Below are 13,104 nucleotides of genomic sequence, written 5' to 3'. Positions count from 1 at the left end.
CAGGGTGTGCCCCGCGGCGACGTCGCGGCGTTCAGAGGCTGCCGGAGTGTGTCACTCAACCATGCCTGCGTGTGCGGCGATGATCCGCCAACCATGCTCGTCGTCGTGGAGCCACGTACGGGTGTAACGCATCCTGGCCGTGAACGGCGTGCCGGAGACACTCCCTTCCACCGTGCCGAGAAACCAGGTGACACCAGTGCGTCCGTCGGTGAGAACCGTCAGGTCCTCCTCGACCAACCTTCTCACCACCTGTGTCCGGGTGCGGTGCAGTTCCAGATCGTTGGCCTTGGTCTGAACATTGGCACCGAAGGTGAAGATCAGCCGATCGTCCAGCAGTCGATCGAGCGCTTCGACGTCTCCGGCCAGCTGTGCGGCTTGGAGTCGACGCTCGGCGTTTCGCAAATCCTCCATGAGACCCACCCTCCCAGCCGGCGCCACCAGCCCACCAGAATGTTCACGTTCGGCTGATCATCGAGTTGCTGAAGACCGAGCTGAAGCGGAGCCCGGCAGCGCACAGGTGGGACGAAGACCAGCGGTGGACGCTGGCCCGGATCGCCACGCTGATCAACGAACTGTTCGCAGTTGGCTACACCCTGCGCGGGGTGTCGTACCTGATGCACCGGGTCGGGTGGTCGCCGCAGGTTCCCATCCACCGCGCGGCCGAACGCGACGAGGAGAAGATCGCCGCCTGGCGCGAGGAGACCTGGCCGCGTGTAAAAGCGCGGCGGCCGAGCAGGGCGCGTGGATCTGCTTCCAGGACGAGTCCGGCCAGAGCCTGAGGCCGCACAAGGGCCGGACCTGGGCGCCGGTCGGGCAGACCCCGATCGTGAAGGTGACCGGCAAGGGAAGCGGCCGGGTGTCGGTCGCCGGGCTGGTATGCGTCAAGCCTGGCCAGCGAACCAGGCTCATCTACCGGACGATCACCTTCCACGGCGGGCGCAAGGAGAAGAAGGGCTTCGGCGTCGCCGAGCTGCAGGCACTGCTGGCCGTCGCTCACCAGCAGCTGCCCGGCGGCAAGATCGTGCTCTGCTGGGACAACTTGAACGCCCACATCGGCCCGGCCGTGCGTGAATTCATCGATGACCACGACTGGCTGACGGTGTTCTTTCATCCTCAGTAGCTCACCGCAGTGGCCGATCCGGCCGGTCCAGCCACGCCGTCTCGCCCTCCGGGCCCGTGGTGAGGCCGAAGCGTTCCTGACCGGGCCGCCCGTGGCCGATCCACCACCGGTGAGCTGCCTCGACCTCGTCCCACAACCGGCGTTCGCCGCCCTGGTACACCTCCGCCTCGGGATCGCCGTCGAAGAACACCGCCGCCCAAGACCGGTCGCGCAGCGCGTACAACCACGCGGTGATCGTCCCGTTGGCGGCCTCGTTCACGGTGTGCACCACGCCGGGAACCAGGATTCCCACCGCAAACCCGCCCAGCTCCTCGGGGCCGAGCGTGCTGGTCGACTTGACGGTCCCCACCGGCCAGGCTCCTCCCGGGGGAACGTAGTCGGTGTGCTCCAACCACTCCTGACGTTCCGGGCGCGACTGCATGAACTCGGCCACGCGGGTGAAGCGCCCGGACGCGGTGCCGTCCGCCCCCACCGTCAGACGGACCACGGCGCCGCGATGGGCGAACCGGGTCCGCCACGGCGCGACGATCACCCCGCCGGGCCGCGTCTGGACGATCCAGGCGGGCGGGACGCGCAGCACCCCGTAGGTGCATTGGACCCGGTCATAGGGGGCCGCGTCCGCCCACCCGTCGGCACCGTCGCCGGTGACGACCGGCGCGTCCACGCCGGCGGCCCGGAGCCGCGCCCGCGCCGCCCCGGCGACCTCCGGATCGAGTTCGACGCCGACCACGCCGCGCCCCCCGGCGCACGCCGTGAGCAACGCGGTCGTCCACCCGGTGCCGGCGCCGACATCGAGCACACGCTGACCGGGACGCACGTCGAGATCGGTGAGCATCCCCGCCACCAGTGACGGTTCGGACGACGAGGAGGTCGCCGTCCGCCCCGGAGCGGGACCGGCGTGCCGCCCGTCGTCCCACTGGGTCACGATCGGGGTGTCCGCGTCCGCCCAGGCCCTCCACCGCACGGGATCGTCGACCCTGTCGACGACCGGGTAGCGGCCGGTGTCCGGGTCCAGCGGCCAGATCAGATCAGGGAGGAACAGGTGCCGAGGCGCCATTTCCGGCATGGCCTCTCGATCAGGTGCTCTCACACCGCAAAGTTTATGCGGGGGAGTCAGGGTTTGAGGCGGGCCCATATCCATTTTCCGCCGTCCGGGTCGGGGCTGTGTCCGCATTCGGTGGCGATGGCGGCGATGATCGGCAGGCCCCGTCCGCCGTTGTCGTCCCAGTTCTCTTCGGTCAGGTCCAGGGTGTCGAGCGTCAGTTCGACGACCGGTAGGGGCTCGGGCTTGTGCGGGCTGGGGTCCCATACGGCGATGAGGACGCCGGCGACGTCCCGGCTGATCTGGAAGCGGATCTCTCTGTGCGGTGCCACGGCCGCCGCGTTCGTGATCAATTCCGAGATGACCAGAGACGCATCGTCCGAAATGTGCATGTAGCCCCAATTGTAGAGATGGGCTTTCGCCAGGGTGCGTGCCAGACCCGGTGCCGCCCTCGACGCCAGCATGGATATGAGCAGGCAGTCAGGCATTGTCGTCATCGCCGTGCCCTCCTTGGGGTGTTTCTCGATTCCTCGCCCAAGAATCCAGCTCAGTGGCTAATCTTGCGCGTATATGTGAGAACAGGAAACACGGGAGGTGTCATGATCCGCAAACGAGACCCGCTCGATCCCAAGATCTCGATCTGGCACTTTCTGGCCTACGCTCTACGTTTTGAGCGCGAGCATCATGATCAATCACTGGCTCAGTGTGGACAGATCATCAATGCCGCTCGCTCGACTGTTTCGAACATGGAGGCAGGGCGGCTCAAGCTGCATGAAGATCAGGCCAGGCTTCTGGATGCGAAGTACAACACTCCCCGACTGTTTGAGCTTCTGATCTGGTTTGCCCAAACCGGTCATGATCCCGACTGGTTTCGGCAATACACGCAATATGAGGCAAATGCGCGCGTCATCAGAATCTATCAAGGGCAAGTGATTCCGGTGCCGTTGCAGATCGAGGAGTACGCGCGCTCCTTCATCTCGCTCGGTGATGCCGAAGACATCGAAGCGGCTGTCGCAGCTCGTATGACACGTCAGAAGGGCTTGCTGAGCAGGAGCAGGGGGCCCCTCCTGATCATTCTTCTGGATGAGGACGCGCTCCATCGCATGATCGGCGGCCCGGTGGTCATGAAGAATCAGTTTCAGAGGCTGCTTGATCTGGAGAACGAACCGAACGTCATCCTTCGCGTGATCCCCAGAGACGCAGGAGTCCACATCGGCCTGAACGGGCCGTTCCAGGTCATGAGCCTGGAACGAAGGGATATTGCCTACATTGGTGCGTTCCACGGTGGACGCCTGGTAGAGGTGACTTCCGAAGTCCAGGAGTTGAGCATGGACTTCGAACGGATCGGAGCGAAGGCGTTGGACGAGGTCGCCTCTCGGGCTCTGATCGCGAAGCTGATGGAGGAGTACACATGATCACTGCATGGCGCAAGAGCTCCCACAGCGGCAGTACGACCGACGAGGCGTGTGTTGAGTTGGCTGGACTGGTCGAAGGTGTTGGGGTTCGGGATTCCAAGGACCCGGATGGTGGGCGGCTCGCGGTGTCGGGTGCTGGGTTCGCCGGGTTGGTGGGGCGGATCAAGCGTGGGGTGCTCGACCTGCCCTGACGGTCGATGATCGCTGGTCTTGGGGTGGGCGTCCTTGGGCGTCCGCCTCAAGACCGGTCCGGGAGGCGCCTTTGTTTGAACTTATAGGCGCGAATGCCGCATCTGAGGACGAGTCGCGCACCCTGATCGAGCGGTACCAGGAGAGGTACACATGACTGAGAAGTGGCGCAAGAGCTCCTACAGCGGGGGCGCCAACGACGAGGCGTGTGTTGAGTTGGCTGGACTGGTCGGTGGTGTTGGGGTTCGGGATTCCAAGGACCCGGATGGTGGGCGGCTCGCGGTGTCGGGTGCTGGGTTCGCCGGGTTGGTGGGGCGGATCAAGCGTGGGGTGCTCGACCTGCCCTGACGGTCGATGACCGCCGGTCTTGAGGTGGACGTCCTCGGACGTCCACCTCAAGACCGGTTCGGGAGGCGCCGCTTGAGGTCGTCAGCACTCGATGACGTTGACGGCGAGGCCGCCGCGGCTGGTCTCCTTGTACTTGTCGAGCATGTCGCGGCCGGTGTCGCGCATCGTCTTGATCGCCTTGTCGAGCGAGACGAAGTGCCGGCCGTCGCCGCGCAGCGAGATCCGGGCCGCGCTGATCGCCTTGATGGCGCCGACGGCGTTCCGCTCGATGCAGGGGACCTGGACGAGGCCGCCGACGGGGTCGCAGGTGAGGCCGAGGTTGTGCTCGATGCCGATCTCGGCGGCGTTCTCCACCTGCTCGGGGGTGCCGCCGAGCACCTCGGTGAGGCCGGCGGCGGCCATCGAGCAGGCCGAACCGACCTCGCCCTGGCAGCCGACCTCGGCGCCGGAGATGCTCGCGTTCTGCTTGAACAGCACGCCGATCGCGGCGGCGGTGAGCAGGAAGCGGACGACGCCCTCGTCGTCGCAGCCGGGAACGAACCGGTCGTAGTAGTGCAGGACGGCGGGGATGATCCCGGCGGCGCCGTTGGTCGGGGCGGTGACGATCCGGCCCCCCGCCGCGTTCTCCTCGTTGACGGCGAGGGCGAACAGGGTCACCCAGTCCATCGCGGCCAGCGGGTCGGTCGGCTCCTCGGAGTTGAGCTGGCGGTGCAGTTGGGGCGCACGGCGGCGCACCTTGAGGCCGCCGGGGAGCAGCCCCTCGCTCGAGCAGCCGCGGCTGACGCAGGCCCGCATGACCCCCCAGAGCTCGACCAGGCCGGCGCGGATCTCCTGCTCGGTACGGCCGAAGGCGCGCTCGTTCTCCAGCATCAGCGCGGAGATCGACAGGCCGGTCTCGTGGCAGCGCTCCAGCAGCTCGGCGGCGGTGTCGAAACGGTGCGGCAGGACGGTGTCGTCGGGCTTGATCCGGTCGGCCCCGGTGGCGTTCTCGTCCAGGATGAAGCCGCCGCCGACCGAGTAGTAGACCTTGCTGCGCAGCTCCTCGCCGTCCGCGCCGGCGGCGGTGAAGCGCATCCCGTTCGGGTGGCCGGGCAGCGACACCTTGCGCTCGAAGACCAGGTGCTCGCCGACGACGAAGGGGATGTCGTGATCGCCGAAGAGGGAGATGGCCCCCCGTTCGCGGATCGCGGCCATCCGCCCGGCGACGGTGTCGACGTCGACGGTCTCGGGCTTGTCGCCCTCCAGCCCGAGGATGACGGCCTTGTCGCTGCCGTGGCCCTTGCCGGTCAGCCCGAGCGAGCCGTACAGCACCGCCTGGACGGAGGCCGTCTTCTCCAGCAGGCCGTCACGGTGCAGGCCGCGCGCGAAACGGTGCGCGGCGGCCATCGGCCCGCCGGTGTGCGAGGAGGAGGGGCCGATACCGATCTTGAAAAGGTCGAAAACGCTGATCGCCATGGGCTACCTCGATGCCTCCTCCGCGCGCGGTGCGCACGGAGGAGGCGGGTGAGAACTACAGGGTGGGGTACAGGGGGTGCGCGTCCGCCAGGGCGGCGACCCGCGCGGCCAGCGCGTCCCGGTCGAAGGACGGCTGGAGGGCCAGCGCGATCACGTCGGCGACCTCGGTGAAGTCGGCGGCGGTGAAGCCGCGGGTGGCGAGCGCGGGCGTGCCGATCCGCAGGCCGGAGGTGACCATCGGAGGACGCGGGTCGTTCGGCACCGCGTTGCGGTTGACGGTGATGCCGAGGTCGTGCAGCCGGTCCTCGGCGTCGCGGCCGGTCAGCTCCGAGTCGACCAGGTCGACCAGGACCAGGTGGACGTCGGTGCCGCCGGTGAGGACCTTCACGCCGGCCTTGGCCGCGTCCTCGGCCAGCAGCCGGTCGGCGAGGATCCGGGCGCCCTCGACGGTGACCTGCTGGCGGGCCTTGAACTCGTCCGAGGCGGCGATCTTGAGCGCCACCGCCTTGGCCGCGATCACGTGCTCCAGCGGGCCGCCCTGGAGGCCGGGGAAGACCGCCGAGTTGATCTTCTTGCCGTACTCCTCGCGGGCCAGGATCAGCCCGCCGCGCGGACCGCCGAGGGTCTTGTGCGTGGTGGTGGTGACGATGTCGGCGTGCGGGACGGGCGAGGGGTGCAGGCCCGCCGCGACCAGCCCGGCGAAGTGCGCCATGTCGACCATGAGCAGCGCGCCGACCGAGTCGGCGATCTCGCGGAACGCGGCGAAGTCGAGCTGCCGCGGGTAGGCCGACCAGCCCGCCACGATCATCTTCGGCCGGTGCTCGGCGGCCAGCGCGGCCACCTCGTCCATGTCGACCAGGCCGTCCTCGGCGCGCACGTGGTAGGGCACCACGTTCAGCGTCTTGCCCGAGTAGTTGAGCCGCATGCCGTGCGTCAGGTGCCCGCCGTGCGCGAGGTCGAGCCCGAGGATCGTGTCGCCGTGCTGGAGCAGCGCGAAGTAGACCGCGGTGTTGGCCTGCGCGCCCGAGTGCGGCTGGACGTTGGCGTGCTCGGCGCCGAACAGGTCCTTGGCCCGGTCGATCGCGAGCTGCTCGGTGACGTCGACGAACTCGCAGCCGCCGTAGTAGCGCCGGCCGGGGTAGCCCTCGGCGTACTTGTTGGTCAGCACCGAGCCCTGCGCCTCCAGCACCGAGACCGGCGCGAAGTTCTCGGAGGCGATCATCTCCAGGGTGCTCTGCTGCCGGTTCAGCTCGGCGGCGACGGCGGCGGCGACCTCGGGGTCGGCGGTGGCCAGGGAGTCGTACAGGCTCATGGTCAGGCCCCCTCGATCAGCTTGTCGTAGGCGGTGCTGTCGAGCAGGTCGCCCGGCTCCTCGGTGATCCGCACCTTGAACAGCCAGCCCTCGCCGTACGGGTCGTCGTTGATCACCTTGGGCTCGTCCACCACCGCGGCGTTGATCGCGGTGATCTCGCCGCTGACCGGGGAGTACACGTCGCTGACCGACTTGGTCGACTCCACCTCGCCACACGGCTCGCCGGCCTCGACGGCGTCGCCCTCGCCGGGCTGAAGCTCGAGGAAGACGATCTCGCCCAGGGCGTCGGCGGCGTGCGCGGTGATGCCGACCGTGACGATGCCGTCATCGCCGCCGAGACCGGCCACCCACTCGTGCTCTTCGCTGTAACGCAGCTGCTCGGGAACGCTCACGATCGTTTCTCTCTCCAGGTCTCAGGAACGCTTGTAGAACGGCAGGGCGACCAGGTCGACGGGTTCCCGCCGGCCGCGGACGTCCACGGCGAGGCCGGTCTCCGGGGCACCGCTGTCGAGGTAGGCCATGGCGATCGGCGTGCCCAGTGTGGGCGACGGAGCGCCGCTGGTCACGATCCCGCACGGCGTGCCGTCGGACGTGACGACCCGGTACCCCTGGCGGGGCGCCCGGCGTCCGCGGGCGACCAGCCCCACGAGCCTACGGCCTGCCGGGGTCGCCGCCTGCGCCGCCAGCGCCGTCCGCCCCACGAAGTCGGCCGGCTTGTCGAGCTTGACGACCCGGCCGAGGCCCGCCTCGAAGGGGTTGGTCTCGGCGTTCAGCTCGTTGCCGTACAGCGGCATGCCGGCCTCCAGCCGGAGCGTGTCGCGCGCCGACAGCCCGGCGGGGACGACCCCGTCGGCGGCGGCGAGCTCGCGCCACAGCGCGACGGCGTCGCCGGACGACACGAACAGCTCGAAGCCGTCCTCGCCGGTGTAGCCGGTGCGGGCGATCAGCGCGTCGACGCCCGCGACCGTGCCGGCCAGGATCGCGTAGTACTTGAGGTCGGCGAGCGGCGCGTCCGTGCGGGCCGCCAGGATGCCCTCCGCGGCTGGGCCCTGGAGGGCGATCAGCGCGTACTCGTCGGACCGGTCGTCGACCCGCGTCTCGAACCCGGCCGACCGCTCGGCCAGCGCGGCGCGGACCACCGCGATGTTGGACGCGTTCGCCACCACCATGAAGGTCTGGTCGGCGAGCCGGTACACGATCAGGTCGTCCAGCACCCCGCCGTCATGCGCGACGATCATGGTGTAGCGGGCCTTGCCCACCGCCATCGGGGTCAGGTTCCCGACCAGCGCGTGGTCGAGCGCGGCCGACGACTGCGGCCCTGTGAGCAGGATCTCGCCCATGTGGGAGAGGTCGAACAGCCCGGCCCCGGTGCGGACGGCGCGGTGCTCGGCGGTCTCGCTCGCGTACCGCAGCGGCATCAGGTGGCCGGCGAAGTCGACGAGGTGCGCGCCGAGCTCCTGGTGGACGTCGTACAGCGGCGTCTTCTTCGGGGATGGTTCGGCGGACATGCGGGGTCGGCTCCTTCGTCGCGGGCGCGCGTGATCACTATCGTCCCACCCGCGCACCGGGCGTTGTCGGGCCTCCCCCTCTGTCATCGGCGCCTGAGAGCTTCACCCCGCGGGGTTTGCACCTTCGGCGGGGGACCGGGTCCCCGCTTTCCAGAGGTCGCCTGCTCCGTGCGGTCCGTGGGCCTGAGAGGTTCCGGGGAGGATTTGCTCCTTCGGCGTCCCCGCGCTGGCGGCCGGGGACTCTCCCGCACGGGATCGTCGGCTGCCAGCCAGGCTAGCAGCGCCCACGACCGGGTACCAGCCGCCGCTGCCAGCGGGAACGTGCGGCGGCGGCGGCCGGGCCGGGTCAGTTCCCGGGCGCGGAGGGCGGGCTGGACATCGTCCGCACGCACGTCCGCAGGGCCTCCTGCACCTTCTTGATCTCCTCCGGCGTCGGCCGCCGGGTCTGCCCGGGAGTGGGCAGGCCGGCGCCCTGCCTGCGGACGCAGTCGTTGAACTGGACGGCCGGGGCCTGGCGCGGGTCGCCGGAGGCCGAGGGCTGCGGCGGCGCCGCGGCGCCGGTCCCGGCACCGGCGCCGCCACCGGACGGGGTGGTGGCCGGAGGCGGCGACACGAGGGAGAGCGCCGCGGAGGTGGAGGGCTGCGGCGCGGCCTTCCCCCCGTCGCCGTCCCCGTCGCCGCCGCCGCAGCCGGTCAGGGCCAGGGCCGGGACCAGTGCCAGCAGTGCCAGGTGCCTTCTGCTCAGGGGGAACTTCACAGGGTGCTGTCCTCTCGGGGCGGGGTCACCGGGCGTCGGCCGACCGGGCGGGTCGGCCGGGCCCGCGCGGATACACGGGCCGAAGCGTCATGATCCGGGCGCGGGACCCGCCCCGATACTGCCGAGGATGAGTACTGTCCGGCGATTTTTTGGCATCGGCGGGCACAGGGCGCGGACCGGGGCACCGGCACTTGTGGTGGCGTGCGGGGGTTCAGCATAATTTCGGGCCACTGCCCGGATCCGCATGGAACCAGGTGTCGGACCGACCTGAGTGCCCTGGGGGTGGGGATGCGGCTCTTCGCGGCGATCGTCCTGGTGGCCGGACTGCTGACCGCGGGCTGCGGATCAGCGGGCGGCGACTCGATCCTCGACAAGGACACCCTCGTCGTGGGGGTCCGGACCGACCTGCCCTCGCTCGGCTACAAGCGCCCGGACGGGAAACTCGAGGGGTTCGACATCGACGTCGCGCACTACATCGCGGCCAAGCTCGAACGCCGCATCCGGTTCCTGCCCGTGACGGCGGACGAGCGGATCTCGGTCCTGACGAAGGAGACGGGGAAGACGGAGAAGAAGGCCGACCTGGTCCTGGGGACCCTGTCGGTCACCCCGGAACGCAAGGACAAGATCGCGTTCGCGGGCCCGTACTACAACTCCTACCAGGACATCATGGTCCAGCCGGGCGACACCGGCGTCACCAAGGTGCGCGACCTGAAGGGCCGCAAGTTCTGCTCCCTCCAGGGGGTCGACCCGACGGCGCGGCTGCTCGCCCTCAAGGGGATGACCGTCCAACTGGTCCGGGCCGAGAACTACGACCAGTGCATGGAGAAGTTCCGCGCCGGGGACGTCGCCGCGATCAGCACCAACGACGTGATCCTGGCGGGCCTGATCAAGCGCGAGTCCGGGCGCAAGCCCCGGCTGGTCAACGTCAAGATCAGCGAGCAGAACACCGGGATCGGGATCCGGCAGGGCGACCTGGACGGCTGCGAGGCGCTCAACAGGGCGATCACGCAGATGTACCAGGACAAGACCGCGTCCAAGCTGGCGAGCAAGTGGTTCGGCGGCACCGGGCTGGACACTTCGATCATCGAGGTGCCGCAGTTCGAGGGATGCGACTAGCCTCCCGGTGGGCGCCGGGGCCGGTTCGCACGCGGTCGCGCACAGGGCGTATGACGTACGCTGAGTTGGTTGTTGGAGATCACCCCCCGGCATGCGGGGTGCATGACCGGAGGGGCTGAACGCATGGGCTGGCTCGCTGGGGTCCTGATCCTGTTCTTCGGCCTGCTGGCGTCCATCGCGCTGCACGAGCTCGGACACTTCTCGTTCGCCAAGCTCTTCGGCGTGCGGACCACGCAGTTCATGGTCGGCTTCGGGCCGACCCTGTGGTCGAGGCACAAGGGCGAGACCGAGTACGGCGTGAAGTGGATCCCGCTCGGCGGCTACATCCGGATGATCGGGATGCTGCCGCCGCGCAAGGGCGACGCCCCCGGCCAGGTGCGGCAGATCAGCACCGGCCCGTGGCAGGGGCTGATCGAGTCGGCCCGCGGCGCGGCGCTGGAGGAGGTCCGGCCCGGCGACGAGAACCGCGTCTTCTACGCCAAGACGTGGTGGCAGAAGCTGCTGATCATGTTCGGCGGCCCGGCGATGAACCTGCTGCTCGCGGTGCTCTTCTTCGCGGTCCTGCTGATGGGCATCGGCACCCAGCAACCCCAGCCGGTGATCAAAGAGGTGTCGGCCTGCATGGTCCGCGCCGACCAGGCCACCGCGGCCGACACGTGCCCGGCGGGCGCCCCGCCGACCCCGGCCGCGCAGGTCAAGCTGCTGCCCGGCGACGAGATCACCCGCTTCGACGGCAAGCGCATCGACTCCTACTCCGAGCTCCAGGGCATGATCCGCGACTCCGGCGGGCGCACCGTGCCGCTGACGATCGAGCGCGGCGGCAAGACGCTCGCGCTCAGCGTGCCGATCACCCGCAACCAGATGTACGACCTGAAGAAGACCGACAAGGTGGTCAACGTCGGCTTCCTCGGCATCACGCCGATCCAGCGGCTCGAACGGCAGGGGCCGGGCGCCGTCGCGTCCACCATGGGCGACCTGACCAAGCACACCGCGGGCGCGCTGGTCCGGATGCCGCAGAAGATGGTCGGGATCTGGAACGCGGCGTTCGGCGACGCCGAGCGCGACCCCAACGGCCCGGTCGGCGTGGTCGGCGTCAGCCGCATCGGCGGCGACGTGGCCGCCTCCGACAAGCTCTCCTCCACCGAGAAGATCTCCTACTTCGTGATGCTGCTCGGCTCGCTCAACCTGGCGGTCGCGCTGTTCAACCTCGTCCCGCTGCTGCCGCTCGACGGCGGGCACATGGCCGGCGCCCTGCTGGAGGGCCTCAAGAAGTTCTTCGCCCGCCTCTTCGGCCGCCCCGACCCGGGCTACGTCGACGTGGCCAAGGCGCTGCCGGTCACCTACGTGATGGCCGCCGTGCTGGTCGTCATGGGCGGCCTGCTCATCTACGCCGACCTGGTCAACCCCATCCGCTTCAACGGCTAGTTCTATGCAATCCCGGCCCGGCGTCCTCGCCTGGCGGCTCGGACGCCGACCTGGCTTGGGCGAGCGCGACATCGCTTCGCGATCTGGCCGGTGAGGCTCGCCTGCGGCTTCGCCTCACCGGCCAGGTAACACGCTCGCGCGACAGCTGAGGCACTTTGGGACAGGCCCCAGCTAGCTCGTGTTCTAAAAGCCCGGCCCGCCCGAGCCTCACCCCGCCCCCGCCACACCGGAGGCGGGGGCGGGACCGTTCAGCGGGCGGTGGGCATCTCGCCGGTTTTGAGGAACCCGCGCAGCGTCTCCAGGTAGGGGGCGACGTCGAGGCCCTGCTCGGCGAGCCAGGCGTCCGACCCGTAGGTGCCCGCGTACCGCTCGCCGCCGTCGCAGATCAGCGTGACCACGCTGCCGCGCTCGCCGCGCACCCGCATCTCGGAGATCAGCTCGGCCGCGCCCCACATGTTGGTGCCGGTCGAGCCGCCGACGCTGCGCCCGCTGACCTCGCTCGTCCACCGCATCGCCGCGACCGACGCCGCGTCGGGCACCCGGACCATCCGGTCGATCACGGTGGGCAGGAACGACGGCTCGACCCGGGGCCGTCCGATGCCCTCGATGCGCGACCCGGCGGCGGTGCGGTCCGGATCGCCGTCGGCGAACGACCCGAAGAACGCCGACCCCTCCGGGTCGACCACCGCGAGCCGGGTCTGGAACCGGCGGTACCGCACGTAGCGGCCGATCGTCGCCGAGGTGCCGCCGGTGCCGGCGCCGACGACCACCCAGGCCGGCTCGGGGAAGCGCTCCAGCCGGAGCTGCTCGAAGATCGACTCGGCGATGTTGTTGTTGCCGCGCCAGTCGGTGGCCCGCTCAGCGTAGGTGAACTGGTCCATGAAGTGCCCGCCGCACTCGCGAGCCAGCCGGCGCGACTCGTCGTAGATCGTGGACGGGTCGTCGACCAGGTACGACCGGCCGCCGTGGAACTCGATCAGCCCGATCTTCTCCGGGCTGGTCGAGGCCGGCATCACCGCCACGAACGGCAGCCCGAGCAGCCGCGCGAAGTACGCCTCCGACACCGCGGTCGACCCGCTGGACGCCTCGATGATCGTGGTGCCCTCGCGGATCCAGCCGTTGGCCAGCCCGTACAGGAACAGCGACCGCGCCAGCCGGTGCTTGAGCGACCCGGTCGGGTGCACCGACTCGTCCTTGAGGTAGAGGTCGATGCCCCACTCGGGCGGCAGCGGGAACACGTGCAGATGCGTGTCGGCGCTGCGGTTGGCGTCGGCCTCGACCTTGCGGATGGCCTCGGAGATCCACGCCCGGCATCCCGGGTCGCAGCGGTCCACCATCCGGCTCATGCCCGCGTCCCCATCGTTCATTCCCGTCCCATCCCGGCCACCCGGCCGTGCTGCGTCGTCATGCGCCCTGC

The 13,104-nt window shown here is 69.6% G+C and carries 16 protein-coding genes and 2 riboswitches; of the genes, 7 read left to right on the top strand and 9 right to left on the bottom strand.

Features of this window, described 5'->3' with window-relative positions; translation table 11 throughout:
• Positions 1-51 precede the first annotated feature (51 nt).
• Positions 52-411 carry a nuclear transport factor 2 family protein gene (locus tag QP090_RS26000; RefSeq protein ID WP_285942026.1) on the bottom strand — a complete coding sequence of 120 codons (360 nt, stop codon included), beginning with the start codon at positions 409-411 and terminating at the stop codon, positions 52-54.
• Between the two features lie 65 nt (positions 412-476).
• Here QP090_RS26000 and QP090_RS25995 point away from each other — a divergent pair, with 65 nt between their 5' ends.
• Positions 477-779 carry a helix-turn-helix domain-containing protein gene (locus QP090_RS25995; RefSeq protein ID WP_285942025.1) on the top strand — a complete coding sequence of 101 codons (303 nt, stop codon included), beginning with the start codon at positions 477-479 and terminating at the stop codon, positions 777-779.
• Positions 689-1,120: a transposase gene (locus tag QP090_RS25990; RefSeq protein ID WP_285942791.1), complete on the top strand. Its 432-nt coding sequence runs from the start codon at positions 689-691 to the stop codon at positions 1,118-1,120. The genes QP090_RS25995 and QP090_RS25990 overlap by 91 nt, the downstream gene beginning before the upstream one ends.
• 1 nt (position 1,121) lies before the next feature.
• Here the strand turns inward: QP090_RS25990 and QP090_RS25985 are convergent, their stop codons facing one another.
• Both QP090_RS25985 and QP090_RS25980 read right to left on the bottom strand, forming a co-directional pair.
• Positions 1,122-2,177 (bottom strand): methyltransferase domain-containing protein, encoded by a 1,056-nt coding sequence (locus QP090_RS25985; RefSeq protein WP_285942024.1) that lies wholly within the window; start codon positions 2,175-2,177, stop codon positions 1,122-1,124.
• A 56-nt stretch (positions 2,178-2,233) separates the two neighbouring features.
• Positions 2,234-2,659 (bottom strand): ATP-binding protein, encoded by a 426-nt coding sequence (locus QP090_RS25980; protein ID WP_285942023.1) that lies wholly within the window; start codon positions 2,657-2,659, stop codon positions 2,234-2,236.
• Between the two features lie 102 nt (positions 2,660-2,761).
• On the opposite strand from QP090_RS25980, the gene QP090_RS25975 reads away from it, so the two are divergent.
• From QP090_RS25975 to QP090_RS25965, 3 genes are all read left to right on the top strand, one after another.
• Entirely contained in the window at positions 2,762-3,577 is an 816-nt protein-coding gene (locus tag QP090_RS25975) for a DUF5753 domain-containing protein (protein ID WP_285942022.1), read from the top strand.
• Positions 3,574-3,768 carry a DUF397 domain-containing protein gene (locus tag QP090_RS25970; protein ID WP_285942021.1) on the top strand — a complete coding sequence of 65 codons (195 nt, stop codon included), beginning with the start codon at positions 3,574-3,576 and terminating at the stop codon, positions 3,766-3,768. Before QP090_RS25975 ends, QP090_RS25970 begins: the two co-directional genes overlap by 4 nt.
• A 151-nt stretch (positions 3,769-3,919) precedes the next feature.
• On the top strand, positions 3,920-4,114 hold the full coding sequence (locus QP090_RS25965) for a DUF397 domain-containing protein (protein WP_285942020.1): 195 nt from the start codon (positions 3,920-3,922) through the stop codon (positions 4,112-4,114).
• Positions 4,115-4,195: 81 nt separating this feature from the next.
• Here the strand turns inward: QP090_RS25965 and QP090_RS25960 are convergent, their stop codons facing one another.
• The 5 genes from QP090_RS25960 to QP090_RS25940 form a co-directional block, all read right to left on the bottom strand.
• Positions 4,196-5,569, bottom strand: coding sequence for an L-serine ammonia-lyase (locus QP090_RS25960; protein ID WP_285942019.1), 1,374 nt, complete (start codon positions 5,567-5,569; stop codon positions 4,196-4,198).
• Positions 5,570-5,624: 55 nt separating this feature from the next.
• Entirely contained in the window at positions 5,625-6,881 is a 1,257-nt protein-coding gene (gene glyA, locus QP090_RS25955) for a serine hydroxymethyltransferase (protein ID WP_285942018.1), read from the bottom strand.
• Positions 6,882-6,883: 2 nt separating this feature from the next.
• Positions 6,884-7,273 carry a glycine cleavage system protein GcvH gene (gcvH, locus tag QP090_RS25950; protein WP_285942017.1) on the bottom strand — a complete coding sequence of 130 codons (390 nt, stop codon included), beginning with the start codon at positions 7,271-7,273 and terminating at the stop codon, positions 6,884-6,886.
• A 21-nt stretch (positions 7,274-7,294) separates the two neighbouring features.
• Complete coding sequence (gene gcvT / locus QP090_RS25945) at positions 7,295-8,389, bottom strand: glycine cleavage system aminomethyltransferase GcvT (RefSeq protein ID WP_285942016.1); 1,095 nt, start codon at positions 8,387-8,389, stop codon at positions 7,295-7,297.
• A gap of 77 nt (positions 8,390-8,466) precedes the next feature.
• Positions 8,467-8,546, bottom strand: a riboswitch (glycine riboswitch).
• A 4-nt stretch (positions 8,547-8,550) separates the two neighbouring features.
• Positions 8,551-8,647, bottom strand: a riboswitch (glycine riboswitch).
• An 88-nt stretch (positions 8,648-8,735) separates the two neighbouring features.
• Entirely contained in the window at positions 8,736-9,146 is a 411-nt protein-coding gene (locus tag QP090_RS25940) for a hypothetical protein (protein ID WP_285942015.1), read from the bottom strand.
• Between the two features lie 288 nt (positions 9,147-9,434).
• Between QP090_RS25940 and QP090_RS25935 the strand changes: the two genes are divergently transcribed.
• Positions 9,435-10,262: a transporter substrate-binding domain-containing protein gene (locus QP090_RS25935; RefSeq protein WP_285942014.1), complete on the top strand. Its 828-nt coding sequence runs from the start codon at positions 9,435-9,437 to the stop codon at positions 10,260-10,262.
• Positions 10,263-10,385: 123 nt separating this feature from the next.
• Positions 10,386-11,687, top strand: coding sequence for a M50 family metallopeptidase (locus tag QP090_RS25930; RefSeq protein ID WP_285942013.1), 1,302 nt, complete (start codon positions 10,386-10,388; stop codon positions 11,685-11,687).
• Between the two features lie 248 nt (positions 11,688-11,935).
• On the opposite strand, the gene cds1 is transcribed toward QP090_RS25930, so the two are convergent.
• The gene (gene cds1, locus QP090_RS25925; protein WP_432763077.1) at positions 11,936-13,054 is read right to left on the bottom strand and encodes an L-cysteine desulfhydrase Cds1; all 1,119 of its coding nucleotides are present in this window, start codon (positions 13,052-13,054) and stop codon (positions 11,936-11,938) included.
• Between the last annotated feature and the right edge of the window lie 50 nt (positions 13,055-13,104).

It is taken from the genome of Actinomadura xylanilytica (assembly GCF_030283145.1).
Taxonomy (GTDB): domain Bacteria; phylum Actinomycetota; class Actinomycetes; order Streptosporangiales; family Streptosporangiaceae; genus Spirillospora; species Spirillospora xylanilytica.
The sequence above is the reverse complement of the archived record's forward strand: the minus strand, read 5'-3'. Positions and strand labels throughout refer to the sequence as shown.

What these genes read in the sequence shown, in the direction of transcription:
- QP090_RS26000 (WP_285942026.1), bottom strand. Translation starts at nt 411, where the DNA reads ATGGAGGATTTGCGAAACGCCGAGCGTCGACTCCAAGCCGCACAGCTG.
- QP090_RS25985 (WP_285942024.1), bottom strand. Translation starts at nt 2,177, where the DNA reads ATGGCGCCTCGGCACCTGTTCCTCCCTGATCTGATCTGGCCGCTGGAC.
- QP090_RS25980 (WP_285942023.1), bottom strand. Translation starts at nt 2,659, where the DNA reads ATGACGACAATGCCTGACTGCCTGCTCATATCCATGCTGGCGTCGAGG.
- QP090_RS25975 (WP_285942022.1), top strand. Translation starts at nt 2,762, where the DNA reads ATGATCCGCAAACGAGACCCGCTCGATCCCAAGATCTCGATCTGGCAC.
- QP090_RS25970 (WP_285942021.1), top strand. Translation starts at nt 3,574, where the DNA reads ATGATCACTGCATGGCGCAAGAGCTCCCACAGCGGCAGTACGACCGAC.
- QP090_RS25965 (WP_285942020.1), top strand. Translation starts at nt 3,920, where the DNA reads ATGACTGAGAAGTGGCGCAAGAGCTCCTACAGCGGGGGCGCCAACGAC.
- QP090_RS25960 (WP_285942019.1), bottom strand. Translation starts at nt 5,569, where the DNA reads ATGGCGATCAGCGTTTTCGACCTTTTCAAGATCGGTATCGGCCCCTCC.
- glyA (WP_285942018.1), bottom strand. Translation starts at nt 6,881, where the DNA reads ATGAGCCTGTACGACTCCCTGGCCACCGCCGACCCCGAGGTCGCCGCC.
- gcvT (WP_285942016.1), bottom strand. Translation starts at nt 8,389, where the DNA reads ATGTCCGCCGAACCATCCCCGAAGAAGACGCCGCTGTACGACGTCCAC.
- QP090_RS25935 (WP_285942014.1), top strand. Translation starts at nt 9,435, where the DNA reads ATGCGGCTCTTCGCGGCGATCGTCCTGGTGGCCGGACTGCTGACCGCG.
- QP090_RS25930 (WP_285942013.1), top strand. Translation starts at nt 10,386, where the DNA reads ATGGGCTGGCTCGCTGGGGTCCTGATCCTGTTCTTCGGCCTGCTGGCG.
- cds1 (WP_432763077.1), bottom strand. Translation starts at nt 13,054, where the DNA reads ATGAACGATGGGGACGCGGGCATGAGCCGGATGGTGGACCGCTGCGAC.